This window comes from Microaerobacter geothermalis, from assembly GCF_021608135.1.
GTDB lineage: Bacteria > Bacillota > Bacilli > DSM-22679 > DSM-22679 > Microaerobacter > Microaerobacter geothermalis.
In genome coordinates this window covers 12,214-31,698 of record NZ_JAKIHL010000040.1, presented here as the reverse complement: position 1 = coordinate 31,698, position 19,485 = coordinate 12,214, and the positions used below count along the sequence as shown (strand labels likewise).

The window sequence follows — 19,485 nt, the reverse complement described above, 5'->3', positions numbered from 1 at the left end:
GATCAGAGACAAACAGTAATTTGATATTCGTGCTCGCAGCAACAGGAATTTGTGCTCAATGATCGATGCTGTCCGTTTAGTTCGCGGGGTCTGATATTGCTACCACCATAAAGATTTACGACTTACCCATTCCCCTGTTCAATTTCCATTATGAGAAGATAACGATGATACAGTAACTAGGTAACTACTGGATGGAATTATTTTCATGAGAATTTGTGACCCTTCGGGTCATGTAAGTTTAGTTCGCACTCTATTCCGCACGGTAGTAAAGGACCCCGTCCCTTTCTTCGATCGCCACCCGGCCTTCCTTTTCCAGATAATCCAAATGACCAATTGTTTCAGACATGGTTAGCGGAAGCTGTTTTTCAAAAATTGAAGGGAACAACAGGGTGGATATTTCAAATCCGGTCATTTCTTTATCCTTTAGCAGCATAAGAATATGGCTTGCCCGTTCTTCATGTTTGGTTAATCTCCGACGAATGACTTCCTTACTCTCGATCAAAGGACCGTGTCCAGAAATTATTTTAGTTAACGGTAGGTCCAAACAGCGCTGCAAGGACTCCCGGTATTGAATGAGCGTAAGGGGCCGGTCCTCTCCAGGGTGGATGGGAGGTTCAATAAACGCATTGGTCGAGATATGCTGAATAATGTGGTCTCCGGCTATAAGAACTCCATCAGACTCCCGATAAAGGGAAAGATGGGATTGGGAATGACCAGGAGTATATATCACCTTCCAATCAGAATGTCCCGGTACCGGCTGCTCATCAATCAACGGAATATCCACCCAAGCCTTTTCTGTGAAGGTATTCATCAATTTTCGAAAATGGGATATTTTGGCTAAATATGGTTCCGGCAGTCCATGCCGGCGATAAAAATGAAGGAAAAATTGATCATGCCATTGAAGAAATGCCTCGTCCCAAGTGATGTAGGGAATGGCTTGCGGATGAGACAAAGAAACACAATCTGTTTCCCCCTGAATATGGGAAAGTAAACCGCAATGGTCAACATGATGATGAGTAAGCAGCACCTGATCGATATCCCGAAATCTGTATCCCAACTTTTTTAATTGATTTTGTAAGCATTGAAGCCCTTCTTCCGTTTTCACTCCGGTATCGACAAGGGTAAGAATATCCCCCTTGATCAAATAGGTGTTAATCGGACCTACTGAAAACGGTGTAGGCAATGTGATTTTTAATACCCCTTTAGCAACTTCTGTCATTTTCACTGCCATCACTTACTCCCTCCTAAAACCGACTGAATGTTCACTCATTTATCCCTTTAGAAAAAGAGGCAATCGCCCCGTTTTCCTGCTCTAAGGATTGTTCTCCTTGCTTCCATTATTTCTTTTCCGTGTGATTTGTCTCCATGGCAATAGCAGCTTCATTGGCTATAATGACCCGGTTACGCCCCATCCGTTTTGCCTCGTATAACGCTCGATCGGCCACATTAACGAGTACTTCAACCGTTGGAGGTGCCTCCTTTGACCAGTAAGCCACCCCGCTTGAAATAGTCACCTGAGGATCCGTTGATTCCATTACCTTTAAGCGAATCCGTTCTGCGATCGTGGTCGCCACTTCCAAAGGAACCTTTGGCAGATAAACCGCCAGTTCTTCTCCACCCCATCTGGCTGCAATATCACTTTGGCGAATATTGGCTTGAAGCACTTCTGCCACCTGGATCAGTACTTGATCTCCAACTTGATGACCATACGTGTCATTTACTTTTTTAAAGTGATCAATATCAATCATAATTAGAGTCCCATCAGGGTCCTTCATCAGGGATAATTGAATTTGCTCATCAAGATAACTTCTTGCGTGAAGACCCGTTAGATGATCGGTAATCACCATCCGCTCCACTTCCGTATGAAGAAGGGCATTTGTTAAGGCCAGTGCCGTATGTTGGGAAATGGTTTGCAGCAATTTAAAATCATCAAAAGTAAAGGCGCTTGCCCTGGAGCTTAAAACCAGAATCGCTCCCATTCTTTTCCCATCCGATACAATAGGGACAGCCAGCAGCGATCGAAAATGTAATTCTAAGATATCCGCAATCCGTTTAAAATCCTCCATGTAATCCTTAGACACATCAGTTAAAATAATGGAGTCGTTCTGCTTAATGACTCGTTGGAAAACTTGTAATGAGACTGGAAGATTTTTTCCGACGCTGGATGGATCAGAACTGGATCGGACATGGAGATTCTCGCCGTCTAAAAGCATCACACAGGTGTAGTCTGCGCGAAAGGTTTCCAAAAGCTGATCAGAAATAAACTGCAGCAATTCTGTCAAATTTAAACTTTGATTCAACCTTTGGGCCATATTATTAATTAATTGCAGGTCCCGGTTTAGGTGACGGGATTGCTGATATAGCTGGGCATTCTCGAAGGCCGATCCGGCTACATCAGCAAGGAGAGCCAGAAAGTTAATTTCTTCCTTATCAAAATATACGGTTTCATCAGAGTTCATAAATAATATTCCATATACTCCCTGTTTTCCGCGAAGGGGAGCTGCCAATGACGTTCCATGATCACAAAAATCTTCCTCTGGATCGGTGGTACAGATGACCCGGCCTTCCATATAAGCTCTCCCGGTGATATCCGATTCTCCATAGTTGACAGTAAACGTTTTTACCGGAAGGGAAGAGGAAATATCCTGGGATAACCATAAATCCACTTCAAACTGGGGATAAACCGTTCGAATATTATTAATAATCTCAAGAAGAACCTCATCCACATCAATTGAAGCATGGATTTTTTGCGTGACCTGAAATAACATCTCTCTTCTTTTGGCTTCTATCTTCATGCTCTCAAATTCTTTTTTTTCCATGTATAAAATGGCAAACATTCGGGCCAATCCTTCTAAAAAGGCAGAAAAACGCGGTTTCAATTCTTCGCGGATATAAAGAACTATCGTTCCATAAAATTGGTCTTTTTCCTCTAGTAAAATCTCGGTCTTTGAGATTGACGGATTTAATTGAGGATTTCCAAACCAAGGGCAATTCCCATGGATAAATTGGTCCAGAATTTCTCCGTCTGAACCAATAAATTGGACAACGGCTTCCACATCGTCCAAATACTCTGCAAATTCCAACATACACTGCTGAAAAATTTGGATTTTCAGCTTCTTCATCACAATCATCCTTTAACAAATCCTATTTGTATTTACGCCTTACATCGGGTAAATCTATAGATAGTCCATGTCATTTACTTTTAAAATCTTCCATTTTTGATCCACATGGACAATCTGGGTAATACTGGTATTCCCTATCTGATCACACTCGGTTCCTAAACCCCGTAAAAAAGCACGAATCAATCCGCCATGACTAACCACCAGAATATGTTGGCCCTTATGTCGTTTGGCGATGGTCAAAAGGGATTGATCTGCCCTTTGTATTAATGATTCCATCTTTTCTATGCCAAATTTTCCGCCGGTGTTCGTTCCCGAATCCCATGAATGTCCTGGATATTTAACTTCTATTTCTTGACTCGTCAATCCTTCCCATTCCCCAAAAAAACGCTCCCTTAATTCCGGAACAAGATTTACGGGTAACTGCTTGTGCTCGGCAACTAATTGAGCGGTATGTAACGCCCGTTCCAAATCACTTGAATATATCCAATCAATAGGAATATTCTTAACTTTCTCAGCCAATCTTTTCCCTTGTTCAATTCCTGATGGGGATAACGGAACATTCCTGTGGCCTTGAATTCTTCCTTCTTTATTCCACATGGTTTCTCCATGTCTCACAAGATAAATGGTTGTCATTTTCAAACTCCTAAATAAAATATTGCCTGAACTACATTATACGATAAATATTCTAAAGTGATATACTTAATTTTTTATTTACTCATTATTTTTGTCGTTTATCTTGTAATGTGATAAAATATTGTAAACTCGCCCTAATGTGAAAGGAGAAGAAATGTGACGTCAACATGGCATCGTTGGGTAATCCCAACTGTTATCATCATTATAACGATTATTATAACTAGTCTAGTTATTTATACAATCAAATTTTCTTTTCCGTTTATTTTTGCCTTAATTTTAGCGGTACTCTTTGAGCCCATCGTTCAATTCTTTGAGAAACTGCTGGTAAAAATCAAGTATATAAAGGAACCAAGGCCTCTGGCAGTGACCTTAAATTTTCTTTTGTTTTTGCTGCTAAGCTTTATCCTCTTTTATATTATCTTTACAAAAGTGGCCATCCAAACCATTGCTTTAATGGAGCGATTACCGGAATATCTATCAGAATGGGGAACGTGGACCTATAATTTTCTTATCCAAGCCCAAATTTTTTATCAAAGTCTCCCCACTGAAACATTAGATACCATTAATAAGGGAATAAGCAGCCTTGTGGATTGGGGAAAAAAAACCTTTGAGTGGATTTCCGGCTTCATTCTTAATTTGGTATCGGCCCTTCCCAATACCTTTATCGGAGCCGTTGTTTTTCTGATCGCCCTTTATTTGATGAGCCTTCATCTGCCTAAATTAAAAAAAAGCTTTTTAGATCTTTTTGAAAAGGAAACTGAGAAAAAAATTAACCATATCCTCTTTGATTTAAATCATGCCATTATAGGATTCGTAAGAGCCCAATTGATCATCAGTCTCCTGATCTATATCATTACATTTATCGGATTGTTAATTCTGGATGTAAAGTATGCTTTCGCCATATCCTTTTTTATCGTGATTGTTGATATATTACCCATTTTAGGTACAGGTTCTGTCATTATCCCCTGGTCCATTTACCGGTGGATACAAGGGGAGAGCAGCATCGCCATAGGACTCCTTATCTTGTATCTTGTCCTTGTTGTATTCAGACGAATTGTTGAGCCTAAAATTTTGGGGGAGAATATTGGATTAAGTGCTCTAGCCACAGTGATCAGCATGTATCTGGGATTTAAAGTGGTTGGTGCAATCGGCTTATTTATCGGTCCTTCCCTTTTTATTCTTGTGAAAGCGATACGCCGGGCCGGTTTCTGGCAAAAAAAGATTTCGTTGTAAAAAATGGGGAATGGGACTTGACAATGGATTCTGTTATTTTATAATATATTTCATGTGTATCTAAGGTAGCAAATGATTTTTAGGTAAAAACGATGGTTCACCCTCTAATTTTTATCTCTTATGAATCAGCGGCTGAATCTTATTCATAAGGAGCACGATGCGAAAGCGGCTACCCTTCGAAGTTCGTGTATAAGATAAAAATTGCCCATCGGAAGTAAACACCTAAATATCTTATTGAAAAGGAGAATGAAATCATGGCACGTTATACTGGACCTCGTTGGAAGTTAAGCAGGCGTTTAGGCATTTCTTTAAGCGGAACCGGAAAGGAATTAAAGCGTCCTTATCCTCCAGGACAACACGGACCCGGACAGCGCAAGAAATTAAGCGAATACGGATTACAGCTTCAAGAAAAACAAAAGCTTCGTCATATGTATGGAATAAATGAAAAGCAGTTCCGTCGTACATTTGTAAAAGCAAATAAAATCAAAGGGGTCGTTGGTGAAAACTTCATGATCCTTCTTGAATCCCGATTAGACAATCTCGTATACCGCTTAGGACTAGCCCGCACCCGTCCACAAGCCAGGCAATTGGTGACACATGGTCACATCACAGTAAATGGGAAAAAAGTGAATATTCCTTCTTACCAAGTAACTCCTGGAGATATCATCGGAGTACGCGAAAAAAGCCGCAATCTCTCCATTATTAAAGAGTCTTTAGAAGAACGCGCTTATTTGCCAGATTATTTGACCTTTAACGAACAATCCATGGAAGGGACCTATACCCGCCTTCCTGAGCGTTCCGAACTTCCAGCGGAGATTAACGAAAAGCTGATCGTTGAGTTCTACTCACGTTAATCCTATGAAAAACCTGCGGATTTCAAAATCCGCAGGTTTTTTATTTGTTATCCCCCAATCACTGGGAGAAGAAGATCAATTTGATCCCCATTATTTAACACATCATCTGCATGGGCAATTTTGTCATTAACAGCCACAAGGGCTTCAGAATCCCAAACGATTCCATGTGTTTCAACAAAATCTTTAATGGTCTGGTTCTCTACTATCGGAAATAAACCGTGAAGATCCTGCCGCCAGGGAATATAGGAAGTAACCTTAACGTGCATATTCACCTTCAGCCCCAATGGTTTCAAGTTCTTCTTGATTTACATCAAACACCTGACCATTGGCTGGATTTTCTTCGATATAGAAATGTTCAGGCAAACGATCATCTGCTTTGGTAAATCCAGCCTTTCGATTAAATTGATGTTCCCATTTCAAAGTAAGACGGCCCATATTTTTAATATCTTCAGCAGTGATATCCATCCCAATATAACCGGATACCAATTGAGCCATGACTTCAAACCTTCCTGCCACCGCAGAAGCCGAAAAATAACAAAGACCTAACCCATCATAAATGGCATTCACTTCCTGGGCTTGACGTGAAGCCTCCACTTGTCCTTCAGGGCTGTGATGATCCACTTGGGCTCTGATCGTTTGTCCGGCAGTATGGTCAGCACCCTGAGGGGAGGTGGCATAGGTCACTCCCAATCCCTTGATGCCTCGAGGATCATAAGCAGGCATTGACTGACCCTTTACCACAGGAACCCGCCGGATTCCATAGATCTTTCCTACGAGAGCGGCTCCACCACCAATGATGCGTCCCAGAGGCTTTCCTGCCTCCAAATCAAGAAGGATGGATTTGGCTCCTTCGACATCACCGAAGGAGATCACACCCGCATCCATTGCTACTCCCAAGGCAGCACCAATTTCAATGGTATCCACAGCCAATTCATTACAAAGTCTATTTAATTCTGCAATCTGATCCAAATTCCCGATTCCTAAATTGGAGCCCAAGAGACCAATGTTTTCATACTCAATGGGTGATGTGACCGTTTTTCCTTCCTCATCGGGATAGATGTTTGAGCAACGGATCAGGCAGCCAGGCATACAAGCATGGGTAGCGGTTCCTTCTCCCCCCCGTTCCAAGATGGTTTCCCGAAGAGTTTCTCCGCTAATGGCTTCGTAATGCTCAAAGCTTCCCGTTGAAAAATTTCTAGTGGGAAGGGCCCCTAATTTGTTGGTGGTTTTTACCAGGCCAGCGGTACCCAACTCAGGAAAAACCTTAGCGGTTCCAGGAGTTTCTCTTAACCATGTCGTATACATTTTCATCGATTCCTTAAATCTTTCTGGATCCTTCGGTCGATTTCTTTCCACCCCAGCATCATCCAGTACAACGGCTTTAATTCCCTTTGAACCTGCTACCGCTCCCAAACCCCCTCTGCCGCAGAAGCGAGTAGGTGAACCATCCTTATCTGGATTGGCTATGGCAGCTGTATTCATTTTAAACTCCCCTGAAATTCCTATTAAATAAAAACCAATTTCCTTTCCATAGGTTTGATAGAGGATATTTGTCGCTTCACTGATTCTTTTTCCCAGCAGCAGATCGGCCCTTTCAAAACGGACCCCGTCTTTATTGATATAAACGGTATAAAAGTCATCACGAATTCCCTCGAAGATAATGGCGCGATATCCCAATCTACCCATCTTTAATCCGGCGATTCCACCGGCATTGCTTTCTTTGATGCCGCCAGTTAACGGGCTTTTCCCACCAATCGAACTTCTTTCTGCACTGGATACCAATGAACCAGTTAAAACTCCATTGGCCATAATCAGCTTATTGTAAGGACCTAAGGGATGACAAGTGGCAGGAACTTCATCATGAACGAGCTTAGAAGTAAGAGCCCTTCCTCCAAGGGCAAGAAGCTCAGCCGGGACTTCTTCTTCTTGATAAGACAGTTGGCCCATATCAATTCGCAAAATTTTCAATGATTTCTCCTCCCTGCTACGAAAATTGAAAATCATATGTCTTTTCTAAAAAGATAACATATTTGATCGCCATTTTCATTCATTTTTCGTGCTGGGAAACAAAAAATCAATAAACCTTTCCGCAGTTGGTTGTGGTTCATGATTGGCAAGACCCGGTCTTTCATTAGCCTCAATTATCACATACTGATTGTTCCGGTAATCCGGGATAATAAAGTCTAATCCCACAACCGGTATATCCAGAATTTTGCTGGCCTGCTCTGCTATTCCTCGAAAAAAAGGTGAGATCAAGGGAGTTGCGTCCAAGATCGTCCCGCCTGTATGATAATTAGCGGTTTTGCATACCTGTAGACGTTTGTTTTTTTCCAATACCGAATCCCAATGATATCCTTCCTTATTTATGACTCGAATCGTTTCAGAGTGAGTCGGAATTTGTGATTCTCCTTGGGATTTCTGATATAATTCTCTGTTTTTCATTTCTATTAATTCACCAACGGCAAGCTTCCCATCCCCAATAATGAAAGCCGGGATTCTCTCAATGGCAGCAACAAATCGGTGATCAATGACAATCATTCTCACGTCATGTCCCCTGACGTACTCTTCAATAATCACATCACTGCTGAAACTTCGTGCCTGTATGATGGCTTCTGCTGCTTCTTCCCTGGTATCAATATCAGCTGTAATTCCCTTTCCCTGTTCCCCCTGGGAAGGCTTAATGACAATGGAACCCCAAACTTTGAGGCAACCGTATACTTTATCCTGATCCCGCTTATCCAGCATGGTTTCCAAACAATCCCCATACCGGACAGATATCTGTTCCTGAAAAGGAACACGAATGCCCGCCTGTTTTAATCGGCGATGGGTTAAACGTTTATCATCACAAAAGAGCCTCTTTTTTCACATGTTCAAAGATGGTATATGGAGCAGGAACAACGGCATGGAAGGTAAGATAATAATGAAAGGCAGTACGGGACAGCTCTGAACTTACCACTCTGGCTTCCTTCAAAGCCTGTATATTAGAGGCAAAGAATAATTGATTTCTCTTCTCCGTGTAATAAAGGGGCTTAATACCCAATCTGTCCCTACCCAACAAAAAACGTTGATGGTTCTGGTCATAAATACAAAAGGCAAACATGCCATTTAACCGTTTTACAAAGTCATCTCCCCATGCATGATAACTTTTTAATATCACCTCTGTATCGCTGTTGGAAAAAAAGCGGTACCCCTTATGGATTAACTCATCCTTTAATACCTTGTAATTGTATATTTCTCCGTTATAGGTAATGGACAAGCCCAAATCTGTGTCTTCCATTGACTGATGGCCATGATGGGTTAAATCAATAATGCTTAGACGCCGATGGCCAAAGGCAACTCCCGGTTTACACATCATTCCCTGATGATCCGGACCCCTTTTTTCCAGGGCAGGCAACATCGCATGTAACTGACTCTCATTCGGCACCTCTCTTTTAAAATCAATGATTCCACAAATTCCACACATAACGTCTTCACATCCTTAAACTCTGCTATTGAGGTATTTTAACAAATATTTCTTATTTTATAAATTCGTGTATCCAGTGGTATATCCGTATATCATGATATATACACATCTGAGAGCCGGTATGCTGGACCATTCTTATAAATGGTCGGATATCCTCCAGGAACCTAACAAATTATAGCAATTCACCGAATTGACCTGTGAAGGGAACATATCCGCACTTCTTCGAAAAAACACCCTGAATAAAGAGGAAAAATGTCCCGGATAAAAAGAGACATTGTTCCCCATTATCTAGAGAGAATGTTCACTACCTTCATTTCACCAACCATGAAATAATAAACATAACAGGAGCTCCTGAAGAGTCATATCAGAATATAAAAAATGAAAGTGAGGTAGAGAAACATGCTTAAAATTTTCGGCTCGATGCCCCACGTGATCTTCGGCGTATGGGGTATCATCATGACCGTTTGGGCGTTGGTGGAACTGTTAAATATCAGTGAGAAAAATCAGTACAGATTAAAAGTTTCCAGTGTATTGGCTTCGGTTTTCATTTGGCTCTCTTACATTATCGGGGGATGGTGGTATTGGGTTTATTATGGAGCCAAAGAGGTAGGAGACAAATACATCATCAAAGGCGGTGCTTTCCCAGCAGCTCATAATTTCTTCATGGAAGCGAAGGAACATATTTTCTTCATCCTTCTTATACTCAGTGTTCTTCTCCCGATCATCATCTTTAAGAATAATTTGATTGAAAACAAAAACTTAAGAAGATTGGCGATTACTGTGGCAATTATAGGCATTATCCTCGGCTTTGGAATGGAAGGCTTTGGTTCTCTCATTACCAAGGGAGTAAAAATAGGACTTTTGGGAGGGCTGTAAGATGGAAAACAATGTATTAAACAAAACAACCGTTGCGTATGTCTTATCATTTGCCATCACAACGATTTTTAATGGATTATTGGTCATCTTAAAGGAAACCTACACCGGATTAAAGGATTGGATGGCATCCCTTACGGGACACCATTGGGCTACCCACGGACTATTCGTTATCCTGTTGTTTATTCTCCTTGGATATCTCTTCTCCAAAACAAATGTTCATGAAAAGTACACAGCCAAAAAGTTAACAGACATCGTTATTTGGTCAACGGTCATTGGTACTATTCTCATCATTGGATATTTCTTAATCCACATTCTTTAAATCAGCTTCATCATCTACTTACAAAATAAGGCGACCGATTCGGTCGCCTTTCACGTTTATCACTTCACCTATTCTTCCAGATGATGTCGAACAGCAAAAGCGGCAGCTTCTGCCCGATTATGCACTTCCAGCTTGGATAAGATCTGGCTAACATAATTTCTTATCGTTTTTTCGCTAAGCATCATGGTTTCAGCTATTTCTCTGTTTGTCATTCCTTGGGATATCAAGGTAAGGACTTGTTTCTCTTGGGGGGTCAAATCGTGAAGTTTATGATCCTCTTCGTTGGATCGCCTGATTTTTTGCAGCACTTTTGTTGTGATGGCCGGGTCTAACAGGGATTTTCCTTCAGAAACCGCCTCAATGGCATGGATCAGATCTTGGGAATTAATCTCCTTTAAAATATATCCGCTTGCCCCCGCCAAAATGGATTGATAGATGATCTCCTCGTCATCATAGGATGTGAGCATAATGACATGGGTAGAAGGAAGATGCTTTAATATTTCCCGGCAAGCATCCACTCCGCTTTGGCCGGGCATACGAACATCCATTAAAATAATGTCTGGTTTTTTCTCTAAGGCAAATCGAATAGCCTCCTCAGCATGACATGCTTCAGCCACCACCTCAATGTGATCATACACCGACAACAAGCTGCGAAGTCCTACCCTTACCACTTCATGATCGTCTACCAGCATTAATTTTATTATTGGATTTGTCATGTTCTTTTCCTCCCCTGTTTAATTGTAACAAGACCCTCGTTCCCCTGTTTTTAATGGTCTTAATCATTAGTTTTCCACCCATCGACTTTGCCCGAAATTTCATATTTTGAAGCCCTTGTCTTAAAAACTTCTCTTCTGTTTCCTTAGAAGAATCAGGTTCTTCCATCCCTTTTCCGTTGTCAATCACCTCAACACAAAGATCTTCATCCGTACCGTGAATAGAAATCGTTGCCTTTGTTGCTTCTGAATGACGCAACACATTGCTTAACGCTTCCTTTACAATGTAATAAATTTGCACCGTATGTGATAACGGAATATCTTCACCCAGGTAATTGTACTGAAATTCTATTTCAAGCCGATCTTCCACATTTAACTCGCGGATGAGCCTTTCAATTTCTTCTTTCAATTTTGTCTCGCGATTGACGGGATTTTTCAATTCCTTAATATATCCCCGAATTTCGAGGATAATATCGTTTAATTTGTGTATCACTTCCTGCAGTTTTTGATCAGATTTTCTTAGATCCACGCTTTGATCCACGCTTTTATTTCTGCTTAACCCGTGCCTGATCCCTTCCAGATGTAGACCAATGGCATAAATGGATTGAATCATTCCGTCATGAAGATCTCTTGCAATACGGTTTCTTTCTTCCATCACCGCTTTGCTTCTTTCCGCATGATAAAAAAACTTCTGATATTCTATATCAAATACTTTTAATATTTTTAATATAAAAAACGCCATGAAGAGACCACTTAATCCCCTAAACAATTCAACTGGCAATCCTGTTGTGGTAAAGAACAAGTCAGAGTTAACCAAAATAGCTGGTATAACGGGTGCATAGGGAACAATCAGACCGCCAGTAAAGGCATAAAATCCGATAGACATCACGGCAAAATGAAGAGTCCGGGTCATTTGAGGCACCCCGAAATCTTCAAACTGCCTCTTTTGCAGATATAAAGCATAACTGGATATCACTCCCCCTGGGAAAGCCAACAAGTAGCGGGCCCAGATATCGCTGATGGCAAACCACCATTCCTGGTTGTCCTCGGTTACCAGAAAAGGCTGAAGAAGGATAAAATTAGCAAACCAAAGGATAAAAACGAAGCCGGGTAGAAGTAGGATCTTGCGATTCCAGCCCATGCTTTGATGGAGCAAATGAACGCCAAAAAAGAAAAGGAAGTAAAATGAAAGGGCGCCAATCACCATTTTGAAGGATTCCAGCAGGAAAATATATTGATCGCTTAAATACGATTTTTGAATGGGAATAAATATATTTCCCCAATCCGCAATTCCATGAAGTATTCCAAATAATGATAAATATTGCAAACTTTTTGCTAAATAGAAATGACTGTGCACCCGATTTTTTAATAGAATTCCAAAACCCATCAGAAAAAAAATAAGAGGATAAATAAAATGAATGATCGCTTGATTTGTTTCAAAAAATTGAGCCATTGTTCCCCACCTCCCATCCCTTAATACTCCATCTAAACTGGGTTTTCTTTATTATACGAAATTGTATACAAAAATGGAGACCTTTCACAAGATCTCCATATTATAATATTAGAACTATCTCAATTTTTAACTATTACTGATGAACTTTTATCTTGGCAAATTTTCTTTTTCCAACCTGTACAATCGTTCCATCTTCAACGGGCACTTGGGCGTTTATATCTTCTATTTTCTCCTGGTTTACTCTTACGCCGCCCTGTTGAACCATCCTTCTGCCTTCCCCTTTTGAAGGAACCAACTTCAGCTCGGACAACAAATCAATAATCCAAATTTCCCCTTCTTCCAACAGATTTGCAGAAAGGGCTACTTCAGGAATATCTGTGGGCAGTTCCCTTTGTTGAAAGACCGTCACAAAATGCTGTTCAGCTTCTTCGGCAGCCTCTTCTCCATGGTACATCCGGACAAAGAAATAGGCCAGTTTCATTTTTACATCCCTGGGATGAATGGAACCCTTGGCTAAACCTTGCTTGATGGATTCCAATTCTTCCATCGGTATATCAGTAGCCAATTCAAAGTACTTTATCATTAATTCATCTGGTACAGACATGGTTTTCCCATAGATCTCATTGGGTAGTTCATTAATTCCGATATAATTTCCAAGACTTTTGCTCATTTTCTGAACCCCGTCAAGACCTTCCAATAGAGGAAGAGTGATTGCCACCTGTTCCTCTTGGCCAAAATCCTTTTGAAGCTGACGGCCCATCAACAGGTTGAACTTTTGATCGGTTCCTCCCAATTCAATATCCGAATGTAAGGCTACAGAATCATACCCCTGCATCAAGGGATAGAAAAATTCATGGATGCTGATCGGAAGCCCTGTGGTATATCGTTTCTGGAAATCATCCCTTTCCAACATTCTAGCCACCGTTACCTTGGCCGCCAATTCCACTACATTGGCAAATGTCATGGGGGCCAGCCACGAACTGTTGTAATTCAGTTCAATTTTATCCACATCCAAAATCTTAGCAAACTGCTGCACATAAGTCTTTGCATTTTCTTTGACTTCTTCCTCGGTGAGCTGCTTTCTAGTTTCCGATTTTCCGGTCGGGTCGCCAATTCTACCAGTAAAATCCCCGATTACCAATTGGACCACATGGCCTAGTTCTTGAAACTGTCTTAATTTATGCAATACCACCGTATGACCAATATGAATATCTGGGGCAGACGGATCTAGACCCAATTTCACCTTTAAGGGTTTTCCAGTCACGATGGATCGCTTAAGCTTTTCAACAATGTCTTCAAAAGGAATAATTTCTGCAGTCCCTCTTTGGATGATGGATAATTGTCTTTCTAACTCTTTTTCTTGTTCGGCATTTAATTTCCACTTTGATTCCGACATCCTTATACTCCTTTCCTTTCTATATATTCCGTCGTCTATATAATAGTAAAAAATAAACCCCGCCCCCAAAAAAGGGACGAGGTCTGCTCGCGGTACCACCCTTGATAAGGGGAAAAACCCCTTCACCTCATTCTAATAACGGCACAACCGAATGGGGTTAACTCTCTAAAATCCATATCAGGTTCTACTTAGCCCCTTCAACGTCTCTTGCGATATTTCAATTAATACTATGTTTACCACATCATAACCATATTAGTCAATATCCTTGGAAACGCGAACCATCGAAGCGGACCTTAGAAATTCTTAGTTCCTTCCATTCGTTTGTGCTATAATGTATCTGTCCACTAAGGAGGAATTAAGAATATGAATCAATCATCAAAACAAGGAAAAGGAAAAAAAAGAAAAAAGAATATAGGAAAAAAGATTTGGACGATTTTTTCCATTCTGTTGCTCCTTATCCTAATGGGAGGACTTTTTGCAGGAGGAGCAGTGGCTGGATATGTTGCCTCTGTCCTGAAGGAAGAGCCTGTACGTCCTTATGAGGAAATCCGTGACGCGATTTTTTCCAATTATTTAACAGGTTTTGCCTATTTTAAGGATGGTTCGCCGATCGGGCAGTTACGGGCAGAGGAAGACCGTCGTTTGGTAACCCAGGAAGAAGTGTCCGATTATCTCATTAACGCCATCATTGCGACAGAAGACAAATATTTTTATGAGCATCGCGGGATTGTTCCCAAGGCGATCATTCGAGCCGCAATTGAATATGTCACTGGCAGTACCAATCAATCCGGGGGGAGTACCATTACTCAACAGTTAGTAAAAAACACCATCCTTACTCCGGAAAAAGAAATTAAGCGAAAGGTAAAAGAAGCCTTTCTCGCTTTGCGGATTGAAAGGATGTTTTCCAAGAAACAAATTCTTGAAGCATACTTAAACGAAATTTATTTTGGCATCAATGCCAACGGTTCAAACATTTATGGGATTCAAGCAGCAGCTAAAGGAATATTTGGAGTCGACGCAAAAGAACTAAATTTGCCCCAAGCCGCCTATTTGGCTGGTATTCCCCAAAATCCTGCTGCTTATAGCCCTTTTAATGAAGAGGGCTTAAAAAGAGGAAAGGAACGGCAGAAAACGGTTTTAAACCGAATGCTTGAAAATGGTTTTATCACCAAACAGCAGTATGAGGATGCATTGGCATACGATATTCAAGGGAACTTGGCACCGCCAAAGGAGAGAGCCTATACAAAATATCCTTTCTTGATGATGGAAATTGAGGACAGGGCGGCCAGAGCTTTGGTGGAAGCACAGCTGAAGGAAAAAAATATTACCAAGGATGAATTAAGTAAAGAACAGTACCGACAAATGCTGCAAAAGGCAAAAAAGGATATTTTAACCGGAGGCTATCGAATATATACCACCATTGACAAAGACATTCACGAATTAATGACAGAGATATCCAGCAATCCGGCAAATTTTGGACCCAACGCCACCTATCAGGTTATTGGAGCCAATGGTCAAAAGGAAATGGTGAAAGATGCCCTTGAAGAAGTGGGAGCGGTCCTTATTGAAAATAAAACCGGGGCTATTCTTGGATTTATGGGCGGAAGAAATTTTAAAGTTTCTGAAGTTAACCATACGACCAGGCCCAGACAGCCTGGTTCAGCGATGAAACCCATTGCTGCATATGCTCCCGCTATAGAAGAAAAGCTCCTGCAGCCGGCCAGCATCATTGACGATGTTCCTCTGATTTTACCTGACGGGGAAAAAGGAGAGCATGTCCCTGAGAATTGGGATTATAAATTTCACGGGTTAATAACTGCACGCCATGCCCTGAATCAATCCTATAATATCCCGGCAATCAAAGTCTACAAGCAGGTGGGAATTCCAAAGGCCCTTGAATACTTGAAAAAAATGGGGGTCACCACTTTGGTGGAACAGGATCAATATGCCCAAACAGGTGTTATTGGAGGGTTAACTTATGGTCTAACTGTTGAAGAAATCACCAATGCTTACGCTACCTTTGGCAATCAAGGAACCTTTGTGGATGCCTATTTAATTGATCGTATTGAAAACAAAGACGGAGATGTAATTTATCAACATGAAATAGAGCCCAAGCCTGTATTTTCACCTCAAACCGCTTATTTGATTACCGATATGCTGAGAACCGTCATTAATAATGGAACAGGACAAAGTGTCAGAAAATATGTTGGAAATAAAAGAGATATTGCTGGTAAAACAGGGACAACCAACAATTCAAATGATCTGTGGTTTGTTGGATATTCACCAGAACTGACCATGGGCGTATGGATAGGGTATGACAAACCTTACACCCTACCAAAAGTGAGCAATACCAGACCCAAAGATATATGGGGTAAAGTAATGGCAAAGCTGTATGAAATCAAACCAGAATTAACACCCGAAAACAGTCGGTTTGTCATGCCTGATGGCATTGTCAGACAATCGGTAGACAGTAAATCTGGAAAATTGCCAAGTGAATTAAGCGAAGAAGCAGGTACCATCATTACTGACCTGTTCACAAAAGATATGGTTCCAACTGAAATAGAGGATGTCTTGCAAAGGGGAAGAGCCGTCATCATCAATAATAAGTCTTATCTGGCCCAAGAAAATACGCCAGATGATATGGTGATTTCTAAAATATTTTTCAAAAGGGAACCCTATCAAATTCCTAAGGAACTGCCAGATTATCTAAAAAACAAATTTAGCTCACCAGAAGAACACTATCGACCGTTGGATTGGCAGGATGAATTGCCGACAGAGCTAGACCCGAGGGTTGATGACGGGTTGCCACCCTCCACTCCCAGAGATGTAAAGGTTGTAAAGGAAGGCAATGATATTGCATTAACTTGGGAGAGCAATACTGAATCTGATGTCGTGGGTTACCGCATATACCGTGCGCAATATGGAACCAACAATTTTACAAAAGCAGGTGTCATCCTGCAGCATGAAGAAAAGAAATTCGTTGACCCAGAGGCTAAACCAGGTAGCGCATATGGTTATTATCTTGTTTCGGTAGATGTCGCAGGTAACATTTCTTCCCCTACACCTGTGATCCTGGTAAACCGAACCAGCGGGAATATTACCAATCCTTGGGGTGATTTGATGTTTCCTCAAGGTGACGCCTCAGCATTACCTTCTTCACCAAAGGGGTTACGCGTTGAAAAATCAATCGTTGGTGTTGAACTGAACTGGAATCAAAATCATCCATCTGAACAAGTTACCGGTTATAATATTTACTATTCAGAGAGCCCAAATTCTGGATTCCAGCGATTAGGGTTTACCACTACAACCAGTTATACTCATATTTCGTTTAAGAAGGAAATCCTGTGGTACCGAATCACTGCAGTGAATGCGTTAGGTGAATCCCTTCCCTCAGTTGTAATAAACAGTAATGGGGAACCGTACACTCCATCGACGGAAGATGCAAATCCGGACAGGAACAACACTTATGATCACGTCAACGACAATACAACCAATCCAGAAAATAACATGGGTAATGGATCCTCTGATCCTGGCGGAAATTCGGATTCCATTAATCCTCCCGATTCAAATGACAATCTCCTAAATCTTCCTGGAGATTTGTTGCCGGGTAGCGGAAACTAGATCCCCAACTTCTTCCTCTCGTGGAGATGTATATGAACCTTAAAAACACTTGCATTTGCAAGTGTTTTTAAGGTTTATGATTATACATATTTACACTGGTTTCTAATTAGTCTGCGAGATCCTCATTCTATTAGCGGCATTCCTTATTTAGGATTTTTTCCTGTTCCCGACTTTTCAGGACACGTCGAATAATTTTTCCGCTCCGCGTTTTAGGAAGCTGATCGATAAATTCTATTTCCTGGGGAACGGCGTAGGAGGACAGCTGTTCCTTTATATATTGCTGTATTTCCTCTGACAGGTGATCACCCGGATGAATTCCTTCTTTAAGAACAACGAAAGCCTTAATTATTTCCCCGCGAATTGGATCCGGTTTTCCAATCACACCTGCCTCGTGTACCGCTGGATGTTCCTCCAATTTGCTTTCAATTTCAAAGGGACCTACTCTCTCACCAGAAGTAATGATAATATCATCAATTCTCCCTTGATACCAAATATATCCTTCTTCATCTTTATAGGCTGAATCTCCGGAAATAAACCAACCGTTTACCCTAAAATAATCCTCATAGAGTTGAGGCTGATTCCAAATCTCCTTCATCATGGCCGGCCATTCCGGTTTAACAGCCAAATTTCCCACTTGATAAGGGGGAAGTTCATTCCCATGGTCATCTATAATTTGTATATTTAATCCCGGAAGCGGTTTGCCCATGGATCCAGGCTTAATTTGATTATTTGGCAGATTGGCAATTAAAATAGCCCCTGTTTCGGTCATTAACCAAGTATCCCGAATCGTGATTCCAAAGGCCTCTTTCCCCCATTCAATGACATCAGGGGGAAGGTTCTCACCTACACTTAAAATATGTCTTAATGAATTTTGTCTGTAATTTTGAATCAACTGAAATCCGGCACTCATCAGCATCCTGAAAGCAGAAGGGGAAGAATACCAGACCGACACTTGATATTCCTCAATGTTTTTATACCAATTTCTTGGGTCAAATCTTCTGGCATCAACAATCATAGTAGCACCGTTTAACCATGGTGAGAAAATCCCGTAGACCATCCCGGTAATCCATCCTGGATTTGCTGTACACCAGTATACATCATCATCCCGTAAATCAAGGACTGTTTTTCCGGTTTCCTCCCATTGAGTAGCTCCCTTATGGGTGAGCAAAACTCCTTTTGCTTTTCCCCTCGAACCGGATGTGTAATGAAGGAGAGCCCCGTCTTCCTGTCTGACAAAAACAGCGGACAAAGGCTCTGACTTCTCCATTTCATTCGATAATGAAAGATATTTACCACGAACTTCAGCCTGATCCACCAGTATGATATGTTTTATAAAAGAAAGTTGGGAAATTGAAAGCCTATTCAAAAATTGTGAATGTGTCACAAGAACCGTTGCACCGCTGTCCTGCAGCCGGTGCATCAAAGTGCTTTGCATAAATCCCTCAAATAAGGTTCCCACAATGGCTCCAGCTTTTAGTCCACCAATAATACCAAAATATAGTTCAGGAATTTTTGGCAGAAAAAAGAAAACCCTGTCCCCTTTTTTTACGCCTAAACGAGATAGCATTCCAGCAAATTGATCGCTTAGAAATTTTACATCCTGAAAAGTATAACTTTCTTTCTGCCGATCGTTTACATAATAAAGAGCCACTTTATTTTTTCTCCATGTATGGCAATGCCGGTCGATAGTTAAGTAAGCTAAATTAAGATTTTCTCTTTGTAATTCCAACACGGCTTCCTCCCCCTAAAATTCTTCTCCAATCTTCTCCCATAGTTTTGTTCTGGTATGATATGATTACTAT

The 19,485-nt window shown here is 41.1% G+C and carries 15 protein-coding genes and 1 pseudogene; 5 read left to right on the top strand and 11 right to left on the bottom strand.

Annotated elements, in window-relative coordinates; all coding sequences use genetic code 11:
- Positions 1 to 250 precede the first annotated feature (250 nt).
- The 3 genes from L1765_RS13265 to L1765_RS13255 form a co-directional block, all read right to left on the bottom strand.
- Positions 251 to 1,231 (bottom strand): MBL fold metallo-hydrolase, encoded by a 981-nt coding sequence (locus L1765_RS13265; protein WP_236407968.1) that lies wholly within the window; start codon positions 1,229 to 1,231, stop codon positions 251 to 253.
- Between the two features lie 106 nt (positions 1,232 to 1,337).
- The gene (locus tag L1765_RS13260) at positions 1,338 to 3,122 is read right to left on the bottom strand and encodes a diguanylate cyclase domain-containing protein (protein WP_236407967.1); all 1,785 of its coding nucleotides are present in this window, start codon (positions 3,120 to 3,122) and stop codon (positions 1,338 to 1,340) included.
- A gap of 54 nt (positions 3,123 to 3,176) precedes the next feature.
- Positions 3,177 to 3,755, bottom strand: a complete 579-nt coding sequence (locus tag L1765_RS13255; protein ID WP_236407966.1) for a histidine phosphatase family protein — start codon at positions 3,753 to 3,755, stop codon at positions 3,177 to 3,179.
- A gap of 156 nt (positions 3,756 to 3,911) precedes the next feature.
- On the opposite strand from L1765_RS13255, the gene ytvI reads away from it, so the two are divergent.
- Both ytvI and rpsD read left to right on the top strand, forming a co-directional pair.
- Positions 3,912 to 4,988 carry a sporulation integral membrane protein YtvI gene (ytvI, locus tag L1765_RS13250; protein ID WP_236407965.1) on the top strand — a complete coding sequence of 359 codons (1,077 nt, stop codon included), beginning with the start codon at positions 3,912 to 3,914 and terminating at the stop codon, positions 4,986 to 4,988.
- 254 nt (positions 4,989 to 5,242) lie between these two features.
- A complete protein-coding gene (gene rpsD, locus L1765_RS13245) occupies positions 5,243 to 5,842 on the top strand; it encodes a 30S ribosomal protein S4 (RefSeq protein ID WP_236407964.1) in 600 nt (199 codons plus the stop codon).
- 47 nt (positions 5,843 to 5,889) lie between these two features.
- Here the strand turns inward: rpsD and L1765_RS13240 are convergent, their stop codons facing one another.
- The 4 genes and pseudogenes from L1765_RS13240 to L1765_RS13225 all read right to left on the bottom strand — a co-directional run bounded on the left by L1765_RS13240 (position 5,890) and on the right by L1765_RS13225 (position 9,305).
- The gene (locus L1765_RS13240; protein ID WP_236407963.1) at positions 5,890 to 6,108 is read right to left on the bottom strand and encodes a MoaD/ThiS family protein; all 219 of its coding nucleotides are present in this window, start codon (positions 6,106 to 6,108) and stop codon (positions 5,890 to 5,892) included.
- Entirely contained in the window at positions 6,098 to 7,810 is a 1,713-nt protein-coding gene (locus L1765_RS13235; protein ID WP_236407962.1) for an aldehyde ferredoxin oxidoreductase C-terminal domain-containing protein, read from the bottom strand. The genes L1765_RS13240 and L1765_RS13235 overlap by 11 nt, the downstream gene beginning before the upstream one ends.
- A gap of 75 nt (positions 7,811 to 7,885) precedes the next feature.
- Positions 7,886 to 8,671: pseudogene (locus L1765_RS13230) on the bottom strand (ATP-grasp domain-containing protein); the annotation flags it as partial.
- 13 nt (positions 8,672 to 8,684) lie between these two features.
- Positions 8,685 to 9,305, bottom strand: coding sequence for an asparagine synthetase B family protein (locus L1765_RS13225; protein WP_236407961.1), 621 nt, complete (start codon positions 9,303 to 9,305; stop codon positions 8,685 to 8,687).
- Positions 9,306 to 9,704: 399 nt separating this feature from the next.
- Here L1765_RS13225 and L1765_RS13220 point away from each other — a divergent pair, with 399 nt between their 5' ends.
- Together L1765_RS13220 and L1765_RS13215 are read left to right on the top strand one after the other, a co-directional pair.
- Entirely contained in the window at positions 9,705 to 10,181 is a 477-nt protein-coding gene (locus L1765_RS13220) for a hypothetical protein (RefSeq protein ID WP_236407960.1), read from the top strand.
- A 1-nt stretch (position 10,182) separates the two neighbouring features.
- The gene (locus L1765_RS13215; RefSeq protein ID WP_236407959.1) at positions 10,183 to 10,500 is read left to right on the top strand and encodes a hypothetical protein; all 318 of its coding nucleotides are present in this window, start codon (positions 10,183 to 10,185) and stop codon (positions 10,498 to 10,500) included.
- Positions 10,501 to 10,568: 68 nt separating this feature from the next.
- On the opposite strand, the gene L1765_RS13210 is transcribed toward L1765_RS13215, so the two are convergent.
- The 3 genes from L1765_RS13210 to tyrS all read right to left on the bottom strand — a co-directional run bounded on the left by L1765_RS13210 (position 10,569) and on the right by tyrS (position 14,062).
- Positions 10,569 to 11,216 carry a response regulator transcription factor gene (locus tag L1765_RS13210; RefSeq protein WP_236407958.1) on the bottom strand — a complete coding sequence of 216 codons (648 nt, stop codon included), beginning with the start codon at positions 11,214 to 11,216 and terminating at the stop codon, positions 10,569 to 10,571.
- The gene (locus L1765_RS13205; RefSeq protein ID WP_236407957.1) at positions 11,173 to 12,666 is read right to left on the bottom strand and encodes a sensor histidine kinase; all 1,494 of its coding nucleotides are present in this window, start codon (positions 12,664 to 12,666) and stop codon (positions 11,173 to 11,175) included. The genes L1765_RS13210 and L1765_RS13205 overlap by 44 nt, the downstream gene beginning before the upstream one ends.
- A 133-nt stretch (positions 12,667 to 12,799) precedes the next feature.
- A complete protein-coding gene (tyrS, locus tag L1765_RS13200; protein ID WP_236407956.1) occupies positions 12,800 to 14,062 on the bottom strand; it encodes a tyrosine--tRNA ligase in 1,263 nt (420 codons plus the stop codon).
- A gap of 363 nt (positions 14,063 to 14,425) precedes the next feature.
- Here tyrS and L1765_RS13195 point away from each other — a divergent pair, with 363 nt between their 5' ends.
- Positions 14,426 to 17,683 (top strand): PBP1A family penicillin-binding protein, encoded by a 3,258-nt coding sequence (locus L1765_RS13195; protein WP_236407955.1) that lies wholly within the window; start codon positions 14,426 to 14,428, stop codon positions 17,681 to 17,683.
- Positions 17,684 to 17,813: 130 nt separating this feature from the next.
- On the opposite strand, the gene acsA is transcribed toward L1765_RS13195, so the two are convergent.
- Positions 17,814 to 19,412, bottom strand: coding sequence for an acetate--CoA ligase (gene acsA, locus L1765_RS13190; protein ID WP_236407954.1), 1,599 nt, complete (start codon positions 19,410 to 19,412; stop codon positions 17,814 to 17,816).
- Positions 19,413 to 19,485 lie beyond the last annotated feature (73 nt).